Origin of the sequence: Pseudomonas sp. K2I15, from assembly GCF_002204795.1 — a bacterium.
Lineage (GTDB): Bacteria > Pseudomonadota > Gammaproteobacteria > Pseudomonadales > Pseudomonadaceae > Aquipseudomonas.
This window is the reverse complement of the sequence record NZ_NIXO01000009.1, coordinates 71,168-84,930: the sequence shown is the minus strand read 5'-3', so window position 1 is coordinate 84,930 and position 13,763 is coordinate 71,168. Positions and strand designations below refer to the sequence as shown.

The window sequence follows — 13,763 nt, the reverse complement described above, 5'->3', positions numbered from 1 at the left end:
TTTTCGCACCGAGCACAAATTATTTTGATCAGTCGAGACGCCCATGCTGCGCGAACTGAAAACCTTTATCGCCGTCACCCGCCATGGCACGTTCGCGGCGGCGGGCATGCACATCGGGCTGACGCAGTCGGCGGTCAGCGCGCAGATCCGCCAGTTGGAGCAGGTGCTCGGCGTGCAGTTGTTCGACCGCACCGGGCGCCAGGCCACGCTCAACGCGGCGGGCACCCGCGCGCTGCCGCTGGCCAAGGAGATTCTCGAGACGTTCAACCGCATGGCCGTGCCGGTGGACGCCAACGAATACCGTGGCGAGTTGAAAGTTGGCGCCATCACCACCGCCCAGACGGGCCTGCTGCCTCAAGCCCTGGTGCGCTTGCGCCAGGCGGCGCCGACGGTGGAGTGCAAGTTGGTGCCGGGGGTTTCCCTGGAGCTGCTTAGCCAGGTGGATGCGGGCGAACTGGATTCGGCGATCATCATTCGTCCGCCCTTTGATTTGCCCAAGGAGCTGCACGTGCAGGTGCTGCGCAACGAGCCGTTTGTGTTGATCGTGCCGCAAACGGTCAAGGGTGATGACCCGCTGCAACTGCTCGCCGCTCATCCGCACGTGCGCTACGACCGCGCTTCATTCGGCGGCAGGCTGGTCAGTCGTTTTCTGCGGGAGCAGCGGCTGGACGTGCAAGTGGCACTGGAGCTGGACGAGATCGAGGCCCTCGTCAAAATGGTCGAATGCGGCCTGGGTGTTTCGCTGGTTCCCCACGCCGGTCTGTGGCTGGACCGGTCCCCGCAGGTGCGTGTCATCCCGCTGGGCGAGCTGACCTTCTGCCGGGAAATCATCCTGCTGAGCCGCTACAGCCAACTCAACCTGCCCGTGCCGCAACTCTTTGCCCGGTGCCTGCTGGCTGATGCGACGTCTATCGGCGGCGAAAATAAATTCTGACCCTGGCTTGATGTGGAATTTTATTTCCAATAGTGTCTACTTCAGAATCGTTGTCGCACTAAAACAATAAAAAGGAACCTGTCATGAAGCGCCTGCTTGGCTGTGCCTGTGCCCTGCTGCTGTCCACCGCCGCCCACGCTGAATTGCGCATTGGGGTATCGGTCGGACAGTTCGATAACTACGTTTCCTACCTGGTGCAGGCCATGCAAGACCGAGCCAAGGCCTCACCCGATGGCGTCAAATTGCAGGTGGAAGACTCCGCCAGCGACGTAGTCCGTCAGCTGAACCAGGTGGAAAGCTTCATCAGCCAGAAAGTCGACGCGATCATCGTCAACCCGGCCGACACCGCCGCCACCCGCAAAATCACCGAAAAAGCCAACGCCGCCGGTATCCCGCTGGTGTACATGAACAGCCGCCCGGAGGTGGACACCTTCCCGCCAGGTGTAGTTTTCGTCGGCACCGACGAACGTGCGATTGGCAGGATGCAGATGGAATACCTGGCCGAGAAGATGGGCGGCAAAGGCAACCTGGCGATCATCCTCGGGCGCCTCGCCCACAGCGATACCGGCAAGCGCACCAGTGGGGTCAAGGATGTGCTGGCCAAATACCCCGAGATCAAAGTCGTCGAAGAACAGTCCGGCGACTGGCAGCGGGAAAAAGGCATGGACCTGATGAATGACTGGCTGACCAAGGGCCAGACCATCAACGCCGTAGCCTCCAACAATGACGAGATGGGCATCGGCGCCGCCATGGCCCTGCGGCAGACCGGCCGCCAGGACATTTTGGTGGGCGGCATCGACGGCACGCCGGATGGTTTGCAGGCACTGAAAAAAGGCCAACTGGCAGTGACCGTCTTCCGCGACCCGGTGGCCATCGGTGCCGGCTCGGTGGACGCGGCGCTGATGCTGATCAAGCACGCCGCCCTGCAAGGCGATGTATGGATTCCTACGCAACTGGTCACTCCGGAAAACTACCAGCAGTTCCTGCGCAACTAAGCCCGGCGCCGCCGCGAGCATCAAGGGGGACGAGCCTGTAACATGCTCGCCCATTGATGCCCGCGCCGGAGAACACCTTGCCCGCCTCTCACCCTCCCGTCCTCGATGAAATCGACCGCCAGTTGATCGCGGCGTTACAGATCAACGCCCGCGAAAGCGTGGCCATGCTCGCCCGGCAACTGGGCATCGCGCGCACCACCGTCACCTCGCGCCTGGCGCGCCTGGAAAAAACCCAAGTGATTACCGGCTACGGCGTGCGCCTGAGCCAGCGGGTCGTTGACGGCGGTTTGCAGGCCTACGTGGGGATTACTGTGCAACCACGCTCCGGCAAGGAAGTGCTGCGCCGAATCAGCGCCATGGCGCAGGTTCAGCAACTGTGTGCGGTGAGCGGTGAGTTCGATTACGTGGCCTGGCTGCGCACCGACTCGCCGGAGCAGCTGGATCAACTGCTGGACCAGATCGGCAGCGTCGACGGCGTGGAGAAGACCACCACCTCGATCATCCTCAGTAACAAATTGGATCGCGGCCAACCAATCTGACCACCAACCTCGTCACTCTGACTAAAAACAATTCAATACGACGACACATTGCGTCTTATTAACGAACGCTACGCTCCCTAGAATGGCTGCCATCTTTTCCTATACTCAGCGGGTCGCGCCCCGCCGAGTCGCCAGCAAGGTCAGCCATGAGCATTCCTTCCAGCACCATCAGCAAGCCCAACCGCCACCCTGCCAACGGTAAAAAACCGATCACCATCTTTGGTCCGGACTTTCCGTTCGCTTTTGATGACTGGATCGAGCACCCGGCGGGCCTGGGTAGCATTCCGGCGGCCAACCACGGCGCCGAAGTGGCGATCGTCGGCGCCGGGATTGCCGGGCTGGTGGCGGCCTATGAGCTGATGAAACTGGGCCTGAAACCGGTGGTGTACGAGGCCTCGAAAATGGGTGGCCGCCTGCGCTCCCAGACGTTTGAAGGCGCCGAAGGCATCATCGCGGAACTGGGCGGCATGCGCTTCCCGGTGTCCTCCACCGCGTTCTACCACTACGTGGACAAGCTCGGTCTTGAGACCAAACCGTTTCCCAACCCGCTGACGCCTGCCTCCGGCAGCACGGTCATCGACCTCGAAGGCCAGACGCATTACGCACAGAAACTCGCCGACCTGCCTGCACTGTTCCAGGAAGTGGCTGACGCCTGGGCCGACGCCCTGGAAGCCGGTTCGCAGTTCGCCGATATCCAGCAAGCCATCCGTGACCGTGACGTACCACGCCTGAAAGAGCTGTGGAATACGCTGGTTCCGTTGTGGGACGACCGCACCTTCTACGACTTCGTCGCCACCTCCAAAGCGTTCGCCAAGTTGTCGTTCCATCACCGCGAAGTGTTCGGCCAGGTCGGCTTCGGCACCGGCGGCTGGGACTCGGACTTCCCCAACTCGATGCTGGAAATTTTCCGCGTGGTGATGACCAACTGCGACGATCACCAGCACCTGGTGGTCGGCGGCGTGGCCCAAGTGCCCATGGGCATCTGGCGCCATGTGCCAGAGCGTTGCGCCCACTGGCCCGAAGGCACCAGCCTCAGCTCGCTGCACAACGGCGCGCCACGGGCCGGGGTCAAGCGCATTGCCCACGCCCCGGATGGCCGTTTCGCCGTTACCGACAACTACGGCGACACCCGCGAATACGCCGCCGTGCTGACCACCTGCCAGAGCTGGTTGCTGACCACCCAGATCGAGTGCGATGAAAGCCTGTTCTCGCAAAAGATGTGGATGGCTCTGGACCGCACTCGCTACATGCAGTCGTCGAAGACCTTCGTGATGGTCGACCGGCCCTTCTGGAAGGACAAAGACCCGCAAACCGGCCGCGACTTGATGAGCATGACGCTGACCGACCGCCTGACCCGTGGCACCTATCTGTTCGACAATGGCGACAACAAGCCGGGGGTGATTTGTCTGTCCTACTCGTGGATGAGCGACGCCCTGAAAATGCTCCCGCAGCCGATCGAGAAGCGCGTAAAGCTGGCCCTCGACGCGCTGAAAAAGATCTACCCGAAAGTCGACATCGCCGCGCGGATCATCGGCGATCCAATCACCGTTTCGTGGGAAGCCGACCCGCATTTCCTCGGTGCTTTCAAGGGCGCGCTGCCGGGCCATTACCGCTACAACCAACGGATGTACGCACACTTCATGCAAAAGGACATGCCGGCTGAGCAACGCGGCATTTTCATTGCCGGTGACGACGTGTCCTGGACGCCTGCGTGGGTTGAAGGCGCCGTGCAAACCTCGCTGAACGCGGTGTGGGGCATCATGACTCACTTCGGTGGCAGCACTCACCCACAGAACCCGGGACCGGGCGATGTGTTCGACGAGATCGGGCCGATCGCACTGCCCGAGTAAGGAGTTACCCATGCGTGTCGCCCTGTATCAATGCCCGCCTTTGCCACTGGACGTGGCCGGCAATCTCAAGCGCCTGCATCAGTTGGCGCAAGAGGCCAACGACGCCGACCTGCTGGTGCTGCCGGAGATGTTTCTCACCGGCTATAACATCGGCGTAGAAGCCGTCGGCGCCTTGGCTGAAGCTCAGGACGGCCCGTCTGCGCAGTCCATCGCCGGGCTGGCGAAAAACTCGGGTGTGGCGATTCTTTATGGCTACCCGGAACGCGGTGCGGACGGGCAGATCTACAACGCCGTGCAGTTGATCGACGCCAACGGCCAACGCCTGTGCAACTACCGCAAGACGCACTTGTTCGGCGACCTCGACAACTCGATGTTCAGCGCCGGAGATGATGATTTTCCGCTGGTGGAATTGAACGGTTGGAAGCTGGGGTTCCTGATTTGCTATGACCTGGAGTTCCCGGAAAACACTCGGCGACTGGCGCTGGCGGGAGCGGAGTTGATCCTGGTACCGACGGCCAATATGGTGCCCTTCGATTTCGTCGCCGATGTCACCGTGCGGGCGCGGGCGTTTGAAAACCAGTGTTATGTGGCCTACGCCAACTACTGCGGGCAGGAAGGCGAGATCCAGTATTGCGGGCAAAGCAGCATCGCCGCGCCGGATGGCCAGCGGATTGCCCAGGCAGGTTTGGATGAAGCACTGATCGTGGGCACACTTGATAGGCAGTTGATGGTCGACTCGCGCGCGGCCAATCGCTACCTGCTCGACCGTCGCCCGGAGCTTTACGGTGCGTTGCACAAGCACTGATCCGGCAGGTTTGCGCTAGCATAGGCACTTCCTACGTTTCGGAAGTGCTCATGCCTGCGCCGGCCCACCCTCATTACCTTCAATTGACCCTGGCCAACGGCCTGCGGGTTTCCTTGCGTCATGCGCCGCGTTTAAAGCGCTGTGCGGCGGCGTTGCGCGTAGCGGCGGGCAGTCACGATGTGCCCTTGGCGTGGCCGGGACTGGCGCACTTTCTTGAGCATTTGTTGTTCCTGGGCACCGAGCGTTTTCCTGCAAGCGAAGGGCTGATGGCCTACGTGCAGCGCCAGGGTGGGCAGGTCAATGCCAGCACTCGCGAACGCACTACCGACTTTTTCTTTGAGGTGCCTGTTTCGGCATTTGAGGCAGCGTTGGAACGCCTGGGAGATATGCTCGCCCATCCGCGCTTGGCCTTGGAAGACCAGTTACGTGAGCGTGAAGTGTTGCAGGCGGAGTTTATCGCCTGGTCGCAAGATGCCACGGCGCAACAGCAACAGGCGATGCTGGAAGGTGTTGCGGCAGGTCATCCGTTGCGGGCGTTTCATGCGGGCAACCGGGATAGCTTGCCAGTAGAGCGTGAGGATTTTCAGCAAGCGTTGCAGGATTTTTATGAAGGTTTCTATCACACCGGGCAGATGACGTTGAGCCTTGCGGGCCCTCAGCCATTGGCGGAGCTGGAGACTTTGGCGCAACAGTTTGGCGGTGCTTTGAAGACTGCACCGATGCAGCCACAGAAGCCTGCGCCCGCGTTGTTGGCCGGTAATCAACGCACGTATCAGCACGCCGATGAGCACCACTGGCATCAGGTCGTGATGAGCGAAGCATCCCCTGAGGCGCTGGATTTCCTGTGCCTGTGGCTGAACGCTTCGGCGCCGGACGGATTGCTTGCCGAATTGCAGTCGCGGCAGTTGGTCAGCGCCATCAATGCGACTGCGCTGTATCAGTTCGCCGGCCAGGCGCTGTTGGATATCAAGTTCACCCTGGGCACTCACGGTGCGCAGCAGACGACACTGATCGAAGAACTGTTGCACGACTGGCTGAGCTTTTTCGCACACAGTGACTGGACGCTGCTGCGGGAAGAGTACGCCCTGCTGCTTGCACGCATACAGCAGGTCAGCGGCGCACTGGCATTGGCCCGACAGGACCACGAACCAGTCCTGTCCGAGCAAAGCGCCAAATCCCTCAAGGCCCTGCTGGACTCGCTGCAATTGCCGCCGTCCGGGCACGCCTGGCAACTACCACCCACCAATCCGTTCCTGCGTCCGGCGGCCAAGGAGGAACGCCCGGGGCTTATTCGTGGGCAGACCAGCGCCCATCGCGGCTTGCGCACGTTCGCCCAGGATCGCTCCCGGGGACGGCGAGACCTGTCGGCACTGACGTTCAGCCAGGCTATGCCTGACGACACAGACGAGGGTGCGATTTACCTGCGCTGGCATCTGGATTCGCCGCTGCATGCAGAGCTTTTCCCACAATTGCGTGAGAACGCCCGCCAGGCTGGCGTCGAACTGTCCTTCGAGACCATTGGCAATCACTGGCAACTGAAGATGGTCGGGCTTCACGAACCTATGCCGGCGGTATTGACAGAAGTGGCACGCAGCCTGACCCAACTCGATGAAAAAGCTGGAGCACCACGCAGTGCCGCACCACCGATGGCAATCCGGCAGTTGCTCAAAGCATTGCCCGAGTGTTGCGCAGGCATCACGCCCACCAACCCGACAGCTCACCAGGACAGATGGTCAACGGCCCGCTGGCAAGGGCTTGCAGTAGGGCTGCCCGCCAGCTGCGAAGAGGCAATTAAAAGTGCTGCCGGGAAACTCCCCGGCCAACCGGCGACAGCCATCAGCGAATTTCCATCGTTCGGCGGCCAGCATCTTTGGCATGAAGTGAGGACCGATTCCAGCGACGCCGCGTTGCTGCTGTTCTGCCCGACACCCACCCAATCCCTGGCCGACGAGGCATGCTGGCGTTTACTCGCGAGTCTGGTGCAAGCCCCGTTCTACCAACGCCTGCGAGTCGAACTGCAACTGGGCTACGCCGTATTCAGCGGCATCCGCCAGATCAACGGGCAAACCGGCCTTTTGTTCGGGGTACAGTCCCCCACGGCCTCCCTTGCCCAGATCCTCGAGCACCTGCACACGTTCCTGAACCAGCTACCTGCACTGATCAACATCAGCGAACAGCCGGATGATCTGATCAAGCAATTTTCCCTCGACGCACTACCCACCTCCCAAGCCGCCGAACTGCTCTGGCACGCGCACTTGGCAGGCCACCCGTCGGACTACATCCGGCAGTTACAAGATTTCATCCAGACCCGCACCCGCAAGGATTTAATGGACGCCGCACAGCAACTCAATGCTGCTGCAGGCGGCTGGCGCTGTGTGGCCAACGGCGAATGTCTGGCAGCGCCCTGGCAAGTATCTGGCTGATCATTGCCGCTACGGTAAAAGGCTTTTTCCGCCAGGACAGCGCTATCTTTAACAGAAGTAAGTAACATTCATACGCACACCTCTGAACATCTCCGCTTGGAGGTGGACTATATGTATTACTTGGTAGTAAACGTCCCATCCCTTCGTAGGAGTAAGAACATGACCTGGTCCAAACCTGCTTACACTGATCTGCGCATCGGCTTTGAAGTCACCATGTACTTTGCCAGCCGCTGATTGGCTTTGTATTGCAATGCAACGCCTCGGCTCGCCCGGGGCGTTTTTATTTTTGAGTTATGTGTAATGGAGCGGCCATGTTTGTCCAGATTCTAGGTTCCGCAGCCGGCGGTGGTTTCCCGCAATGGAACTGCAACTGCGCGAACTGCGCAGGTTTTCGCGACGGCAGCCTGCGGGCGGAGGCGCGTACCCAATCGTCCATCGCGATTTCCGATGACGGCGTGAACTGGGTCCTGTGCAACGCTTCGCCAGACATCCGCGCCCAGCTTCAAGGGTTCGCCCCGATGCAACCCGGCCGCGCCCTGCGGGACACCGGCATCAGCGCGATCATCCTGATGGACAGCCAGATCGACCACACCACCGGCCTGCTCAGCCTGCGCGAAGGCTGCCCGCACCAGGTGTGGTGCACCGACATGGTCCATGAAGACCTGAGCACCGGCTTCCCGCTGTTCACCATGCTGACCCACTGGAATGGCGGCCTCACCTGGAACCGCATCGAGCTGGACGCCAGCTTCACGATTCCCGCCTGCCCAAACCTGCGTTTTACGCCGTTGCCTCTGCGCAGCGCGGCGCCGCCCTACTCGCCTCACCGATTCGACCCACACCCAGGCGACAACATCGGCCTGATCGTCGAAGACCTGCGCACCGGCGGCAAGCTGTTCTATGCGCCGGGGCTGGGCAAGGTCGACGGGCCGTTACTGGAAATCATGGCCGGCAGCGATTGCCTGCTGGTGGACGGCACGATGTGGGATGACGACGAAATGCAGCGCCGTGGCGTTGGCACCCGTACTGGCCGCGAGATGGGCCACCTGGCACAAAACGGCCCCGGCGGCATGCTGGAAGTGCTGGAGCAGTTGCCCGAGCAACGCAAGGTGCTTATCCACATCAACAACACCAACCCGATCCTGGATGAGGACTCGCCCGAGCGAGCCGAGCTGGTGCGACGCAATGTGGAAGTGGCGTACGACGGCATGAGCATAGAATTGTAGGAGCGAGCCAAATGACTGACACACCGCTGACCACCGCCGAGTTCGAACAGGCCCTGCGGGCCAAGGGCGCCTTCTACCATATCCATCACCCGTATCACGTGGCGATGTATGAAGGGCGCGCGACCCGCGAGCAAATCCAGGGCTGGGTCGCCAACCGCTTTTATTATCAGGTGAACATTCCCCTCAAGGACGCCGCGATCCTGGCCAACTGCCCGGACCGGGAAATCCGCCGCGAGTGGATCCAGCGCCTGCTCGACCATGACGGCGCACCCGGTGAAGACGGCGGTATCGAAGCCTGGTTGCGCCTGGGCCAGGCAGTTGGCCTGGACCCGGATCAACTGCGCTCCCAGGAATTGGTACTGCCCGGCGTACGATTTGCGGTAGACGCCTACGTCAACTTCGCCCGCCGCGCCAGTTGGCAGGAAGCCGCCAGCAGCTCACTGACCGAACTGTTCGCGCCACAGATCCACCAGTCGCGCCTCGACAGCTGGCCCCAGCATTACCCGTGGATAGACCCGGCCGGCTATGAGTATTTCCGCACGCGCCTGGGCCAGGCTCGCCGGGATGTGGAGCACGGTTTGGCGATTACGTTGCAGCACTACACTACCCGCGAAGGCCAGGAGCGCATGCTGGAAATTCTCCAGTTCAAACTGGACATTCTTTGGAGCATGCTCGATGCCATGAGCATGGCTTACGAACTGAAGCGCCCGCCGTATCACAGCGTGACTGATCAGCGTGTATGGCATAAGGGGATCACCCTATGAGCTTTGATCGCAGCAAAAAACCGACTTGGCGCCAGGGCTATCGCTTCCAGTACGAACCGGCGCAAAAAGGCCATGTGCTGCTGTACCCGGAAGGCATGATCAAGCTTAACGACAGCGCCGCGTTGATCGGTGGTTTGATCGATGGCGAGCGCGATGTAAACGCGATAATTGCCGAGCTGGACAAGCAATTCCCGGGCGTGCCCGAGCTCGGTGAAGACATCGAGCAATTCATGGAGGTTGCCCGTGCTCAGCACTGGATCGAACTTGCCTGATCTACCCCCAAAACCAGAGATCGGCCTGCCACTGTGGTTGCTGGCCGAGCTGACCTACCGCTGCCCGCTGCAATGCCCGTATTGCTCCAACCCGCTGGACTTTGCGCAGCAGGGCAAGGAGCTGAGCACCGAGCAGTGGATTAAGGTGTTTCGCGAGGCCCGGGAAATGGGCGCCGCACAACTGGGGTTTTCCGGCGGTGAACCGCTGGTACGCCAGGACCTCGCCGAGCTGATCGCCGAGGCGCGCAAGTTGGGCTTCTACACCAACCTGATCACTTCAGGCATCGGCCTCACCGAGCAAAAGATCAGCGACTTCAAGAAGGCTGGCCTGGACCATATCCAGATCAGCTTCCAGGCCAGCGACGAGCAGGTGAACAACCTGCTGGCCGGCTCAAAAAAAGCCTTCGCACAGAAACTGGAAATGGCTCGGGCGGTGAAAGCCCACGGCTACCCGATGGTGCTGAACTTCGTCACCCATCGGCACAATATCGACAAGATCGACCGCATCATCGAGCTGTGCATTGCCCTGGAAGCGGACTTTGTGGAGCTTGCCACCTGCCAGTTCTACGGCTGGGCCCAGCTTAATCGTGTCGGCCTGTTGCCCACCCAGGAACAGCTGGTGCGCGCCGAACGCATCACCAACGAATACCGCGCCAAGCTGGAAGCCGAAGGCCACCCATGCAAGCTGATCTTTGTCACGCCGGATTACTACGAGGAACGCCCGAAAGCCTGCATGAATGGCTGGGGCAGCATCTTCCTGACAGTGACACCGGACGGTACTGCGCTACCGTGCCACGGTGCCCGACAGATGCCGGTGCAATTTCCCAATGTGCGCGACCACAGCATGCAGCACATCTGGTACGACTCGTTCGGCTTCAACCGCTTTCGCGGCTATGACTGGATGCCCGAGCCATGCCGTTCATGCGATGAAAAGGAAAAGGACTTCGGCGGCTGCCGCTGCCAGGCATTCATGCTGACCGGGGATGCGAGTAATGCCGACCCGGTGTGCAGCAAGTCGGAGCATCACGGGATGATTCTCCAAGCCCGCGAGGAAGCGGAGCATGCGACCCAGACCATCGAGCAACTGGCCTTTCGCAATGAGCGCAACTCACGGCTGATCGCGAAAGGCTGAGGCCTATTAACGTTTGGCGATGATATATACCGCGTGCACGATGCCCGGGATGTAACCGCACAAGGTCAGCAGAATATTCAGCCAGAACGCGCCGGCGAAACCCACTTGCAGGAACACACCCAGTGGCGGCAGCAGAATGGCGATGATGATGCGAATGATATCCATGGGTTCAGCTCCTGAAAATCGGCTCGTGTGAGCCGTACAAGCTAATCGACCTTGGCCGTTCGTAAGGGTTCAGTGGGTTCTGGCACTCAGCCATCGTCTAATTCGCAGACAAAAAAACGCCCCCAGCCAAAAGAATCAGGCTGGAGGCGCCGCGTATACCGCGAGACGGTTCAGGAATTTGGGGTTAAACGGCAATGCCCTTGCGGCATTGCAGCTGTGCGGTGCGCACCCGGGAAAAGGCGCGCGCCAGGCGCAGGAGCATTTCGTCGACGTTGCTTTTGCTTAACGTGAGCGCCGGGGTGAAGCGCAGGCAATCGGCTTGCGGCGCGCTTAGGATCAGCCCTTCACTCAGCGCTGCCTTTACCACCGCATCTGCCGAATCTTCCGACAAGGTCAGTCCCCACAGCAGGCCCTGGCCACGCAGTTCGCCCTGCCCATAACGATGAGCCAGGCGTGCCAACCCTTCGCCAAGGTAAGCGCCGACCTCGCGTACGTGCTCAAGAAATCCGTGATTCAGCACCGTGTCGAGCACCGCCACGCCAGCAGATGCCATCAACGCATTGCCATGGTGGGTGCCTTCCAACTCACCCAGTTCGAAACAACACGCCTTGCCCCGCGCGAGCAACGCCGCCAGCGGCACACCGCCACCCAAACCCTTGCCCAGGGTGATGATGTCGGCGCGTACGCCATAGTGCTGTTCGGCGAGCAAGGTGCCACAGCGGCCAGTTCCGGTTTGCACTTCGTCGAGGATCAACAGGATTCCCAGCTCGCGGCACAGGCGTTCGACGCCTTTGAGGTAGTGCTCGGTCGCGGGGATGACGCCGGCGTCGTTCTGGATCGGCTCCAGCATGATCGCCACGGTTTGCGCGTCGACTGCGGCATGCAATGCAGGCAGATCGTTAAACGGCACATGACTGAAACCCGGCAATTGCGGCTCGAAACGGTTTTCACTGGCGGCGGCCGAGGCCGACATCGCGGCAAAGCTGCGGCCATGGCAACCGTTGCTGGCGGTGATGATGCGATAGGCGCCACCACGGTGCAGTTGGCCCCATTTACGCGCCAGCTTGATCGCCGCTTCGCAGGCTTCGGCACCGCTGTTGAGCAGGTAAGCCTGGTCGCTGCCGGTGCGATGGCAAAGGCGATCGGCGAGGTTCAGTTGAACGCGGTTGTGCAGGCCGTTGCCGGGGTTGATCAACGACTGGGCCTGATCGGCCAATGCCTTGGTCAATACCTGCGGGCTGTGGCCCAGGCTGTTGGCGCCGCCGCCTTGATTGAAGTCGAGATAGGCGCGGTCTTCGCTGTCCCACAGCCAGGAACCCTGGCCGCGCACAAACACCTGCGGCGGGCGAGCAACACTGGGCATCAGGCAGTCGCTGGAAAGATCGTCTCGCAGTGTCGGGGTTTTCGCGTCGAGGATCAGATCATCCAGACTGGGGACCGGGCGACGCAGGTTGAACAGGTTCATGGATGAACCCCTCTGGCAATCGCACCTTGGTCGGTACTACCGATCAACCCATGGCAGAGGTTTTTTGCCTTGCCTATGCAAACACCGTCAACATAAACACTATTCATCGCACTTTCCGGCCCTGTAAGCCCTGTGAATAGGCGCTAGACTAGGCGTCTCGGGGGCACTCGGCCATTTCGATTTTCCAGCATTTTCGATAAGCATTACTTATGGATTTCAAGCAACTGCGTTATTTCGTCGCGGTGTATGAAGAAGGCCACGTGGGGCGGGCTGCAGAGCGCCTGTCGATCTCCCAGCCGGCCTTGTCGCAACAGATTCGCCAACTCGAACAGAACCTCGATGTGAGCCTGTTCGAACGCAGCAGCAAGCGCCTGCTGCCGACCCTCGCCGCCCACACCTTGTACAACCACGCCCTGCCGTTGCTTGATGGCATGCAGCAGGCGGTGGAAGCGCTGCGCAACTTCAAGGGCCAGGCGTTGCGCACCTTGGCCATCGGGGTGCTGCAAACCGTGCACACCAGCCTGGTGCCGCAGATGCTGGAACGGGTACGCAAGGCCCAGCCGCACCTGGTGGTACAGATCTATGAATTGACCGGTATGGAAATCGAACGCCGGCTGCTCAACGGCTCGCTCGACATCGGCATCAGCTACCTGCCGCCGCGCCAGCCGGGGCTGCACGGTGTGCTGCTGTATGAAGATGAACTGAAGGTGGTAATCCCATCCGACCACCCATTGCGGGAATTCAAGAAAGTCTCCTTGAAGCAGGCCGCCGAGTTGCCGATGTTGCTGCTGGGGGAAGAGTTTCAGGTACGCCAGATCTGGCAGGGTCAACTGACCAACCTGGGCCGACGCCCGCAAGTGCAGGCAGAGTTGAATACGATGGTGGGGATTCTCGACAGCCTGCCCCACACCAAACTGGCCACGGTGCTGCCCGGACGCTCTCAGGACGAACACAACAGCAAGGCGTTGCTGTGGAAGCCGCTGAGCGAACCACGGGTGCCATTGAAGGTAGGGTTGGTGTGCCGGGATGTGCAGCGTCAGCAGGCGACGCTGGAATTGTTGCGCACGCTGCTGGAAGACGTGATGAACGCGCCTGTCTGACTTTTTCGCAGGCAAAAGAAAACCCCGCCGAAGCGGGGCTTTGCAGACTGTTTCCCTGACATCCATTTCACTCCGCCTTCCTGGCAGAATCCTACG

The 13,763-nt window shown here is 60.8% G+C and carries 14 protein-coding genes; 12 read left to right on the top strand and 2 right to left on the bottom strand.

The genetic code is table 11. The annotated features are described in order from the left end of the window. Nucleotides 1-43 precede the first annotated feature (43 nt). From CEC48_RS08585 to pqqE, 11 genes are all read left to right on the top strand, one after another. Nucleotides 44-934, top strand: coding sequence for a LysR family transcriptional regulator (locus tag CEC48_RS08585; RefSeq protein WP_088423347.1), 891 nt, complete (start codon nucleotides 44-46; stop codon nucleotides 932-934). An 83-nt stretch (nucleotides 935-1,017) separates the two neighbouring features. Continuing rightward, a complete protein-coding gene (locus CEC48_RS08580; protein ID WP_088423346.1) occupies nucleotides 1,018-1,929 on the top strand; it encodes a sugar ABC transporter substrate-binding protein in 912 nt (303 codons plus the stop codon). 56 nt (nucleotides 1,930-1,985) lie between these two features. Beyond that, nucleotides 1,986-2,468 carry an Lrp/AsnC family transcriptional regulator gene (locus CEC48_RS08575; RefSeq protein ID WP_050543199.1) on the top strand — a complete coding sequence of 161 codons (483 nt, stop codon included), beginning with the start codon at nucleotides 1,986-1,988 and terminating at the stop codon, nucleotides 2,466-2,468. Nucleotides 2,469-2,635: 167 nt separating this feature from the next. Beyond that, nucleotides 2,636-4,318: an NAD(P)/FAD-dependent oxidoreductase gene (locus CEC48_RS08570; RefSeq protein WP_088423391.1), complete on the top strand. Its 1,683-nt coding sequence runs from the start codon at nucleotides 2,636-2,638 to the stop codon at nucleotides 4,316-4,318. A 10-nt stretch (nucleotides 4,319-4,328) separates the two neighbouring features. Further along, the gene (locus CEC48_RS08565) at nucleotides 4,329-5,123 is read left to right on the top strand and encodes a carbon-nitrogen hydrolase family protein (protein WP_088423345.1); all 795 of its coding nucleotides are present in this window, start codon (nucleotides 4,329-4,331) and stop codon (nucleotides 5,121-5,123) included. A gap of 50 nt (nucleotides 5,124-5,173) precedes the next feature. Next, a complete protein-coding gene (gene pqqF, locus CEC48_RS08560; protein WP_088423344.1) occupies nucleotides 5,174-7,546 on the top strand; it encodes a pyrroloquinoline quinone biosynthesis protein PqqF in 2,373 nt (790 codons plus the stop codon). Nucleotides 7,547-7,705: 159 nt separating this feature from the next. Continuing rightward, nucleotides 7,706-7,780 carry a pyrroloquinoline quinone precursor peptide PqqA gene (pqqA, locus tag CEC48_RS08555; protein WP_003194766.1) on the top strand — a complete coding sequence of 25 codons (75 nt, stop codon included), beginning with the start codon at nucleotides 7,706-7,708 and terminating at the stop codon, nucleotides 7,778-7,780. 77 nt (nucleotides 7,781-7,857) lie between these two features. Further along, nucleotides 7,858-8,769 carry a pyrroloquinoline quinone biosynthesis protein PqqB gene (gene pqqB / locus CEC48_RS08550; RefSeq protein WP_088423343.1) on the top strand — a complete coding sequence of 304 codons (912 nt, stop codon included), beginning with the start codon at nucleotides 7,858-7,860 and terminating at the stop codon, nucleotides 8,767-8,769. Nucleotides 8,770-8,780: 11 nt separating this feature from the next. Then, nucleotides 8,781-9,533: a pyrroloquinoline-quinone synthase PqqC gene (gene pqqC, locus CEC48_RS08545; protein ID WP_003211042.1), complete on the top strand. Its 753-nt coding sequence runs from the start codon at nucleotides 8,781-8,783 to the stop codon at nucleotides 9,531-9,533. Further along, on the top strand, nucleotides 9,530-9,805 hold the full coding sequence (gene pqqD / locus CEC48_RS08540; protein ID WP_088423342.1) for a pyrroloquinoline quinone biosynthesis peptide chaperone PqqD: 276 nt from the start codon (nucleotides 9,530-9,532) through the stop codon (nucleotides 9,803-9,805). The genes pqqC and pqqD overlap by 4 nt, the downstream gene beginning before the upstream one ends. After that, the gene (gene pqqE, locus CEC48_RS08535) at nucleotides 9,798-10,937 is read left to right on the top strand and encodes a pyrroloquinoline quinone biosynthesis protein PqqE (protein WP_176438691.1); all 1,140 of its coding nucleotides are present in this window, start codon (nucleotides 9,798-9,800) and stop codon (nucleotides 10,935-10,937) included. The genes pqqD and pqqE overlap by 8 nt, the downstream gene beginning before the upstream one ends. 6 nt (nucleotides 10,938-10,943) lie before the next feature. Here pqqE and CEC48_RS08530 read toward each other — a convergent pair whose 3' ends face one another. Both CEC48_RS08530 and CEC48_RS08525 read right to left on the bottom strand, forming a co-directional pair. Next, nucleotides 10,944-11,102, bottom strand: a complete 159-nt coding sequence (locus tag CEC48_RS08530; RefSeq protein WP_003211049.1) for a YqaE/Pmp3 family membrane protein — start codon at nucleotides 11,100-11,102, stop codon at nucleotides 10,944-10,946. Nucleotides 11,103-11,286: 184 nt separating this feature from the next. After that, on the bottom strand, nucleotides 11,287-12,567 hold the full coding sequence (locus CEC48_RS08525) for an aspartate aminotransferase family protein (RefSeq protein ID WP_088423340.1): 1,281 nt from the start codon (nucleotides 12,565-12,567) through the stop codon (nucleotides 11,287-11,289). Nucleotides 12,568-12,776: 209 nt separating this feature from the next. Here CEC48_RS08525 and CEC48_RS08520 point away from each other — a divergent pair, with 209 nt between their 5' ends. Beyond that, nucleotides 12,777-13,667 (top strand): LysR family transcriptional regulator, encoded by an 891-nt coding sequence (locus CEC48_RS08520; RefSeq protein WP_088423339.1) that lies wholly within the window; start codon nucleotides 12,777-12,779, stop codon nucleotides 13,665-13,667. Nucleotides 13,668-13,763 lie beyond the last annotated feature (96 nt).

What these genes read in the sequence shown, in the direction of transcription:
- CEC48_RS08585 (WP_088423347.1), top strand. Translation starts at nt 44, where the DNA reads ATGCTGCGCGAACTGAAAACCTTTATCGCCGTCACCCGCCATGGCACG.
- CEC48_RS08580 (WP_088423346.1), top strand. Translation starts at nt 1,018, where the DNA reads ATGAAGCGCCTGCTTGGCTGTGCCTGTGCCCTGCTGCTGTCCACCGCC.
- CEC48_RS08575 (WP_050543199.1), top strand. Translation starts at nt 1,986, where the DNA reads ATGCCCGCGCCGGAGAACACCTTGCCCGCCTCTCACCCTCCCGTCCTC.
- CEC48_RS08565 (WP_088423345.1), top strand. Translation starts at nt 4,329, where the DNA reads ATGCGTGTCGCCCTGTATCAATGCCCGCCTTTGCCACTGGACGTGGCC.
- pqqF (WP_088423344.1), top strand. Translation starts at nt 5,174, where the DNA reads ATGCCTGCGCCGGCCCACCCTCATTACCTTCAATTGACCCTGGCCAAC.
- pqqB (WP_088423343.1), top strand. Translation starts at nt 7,858, where the DNA reads ATGTTTGTCCAGATTCTAGGTTCCGCAGCCGGCGGTGGTTTCCCGCAA.
- pqqC (WP_003211042.1), top strand. Translation starts at nt 8,781, where the DNA reads ATGACTGACACACCGCTGACCACCGCCGAGTTCGAACAGGCCCTGCGG.
- pqqD (WP_088423342.1), top strand. Translation starts at nt 9,530, where the DNA reads ATGAGCTTTGATCGCAGCAAAAAACCGACTTGGCGCCAGGGCTATCGC.
- CEC48_RS08530 (WP_003211049.1), bottom strand. Translation starts at nt 11,102, where the DNA reads ATGGATATCATTCGCATCATCATCGCCATTCTGCTGCCGCCACTGGGT.
- CEC48_RS08525 (WP_088423340.1), bottom strand. Translation starts at nt 12,567, where the DNA reads ATGAACCTGTTCAACCTGCGTCGCCCGGTCCCCAGTCTGGATGATCTG.
- CEC48_RS08520 (WP_088423339.1), top strand. Translation starts at nt 12,777, where the DNA reads ATGGATTTCAAGCAACTGCGTTATTTCGTCGCGGTGTATGAAGAAGGC.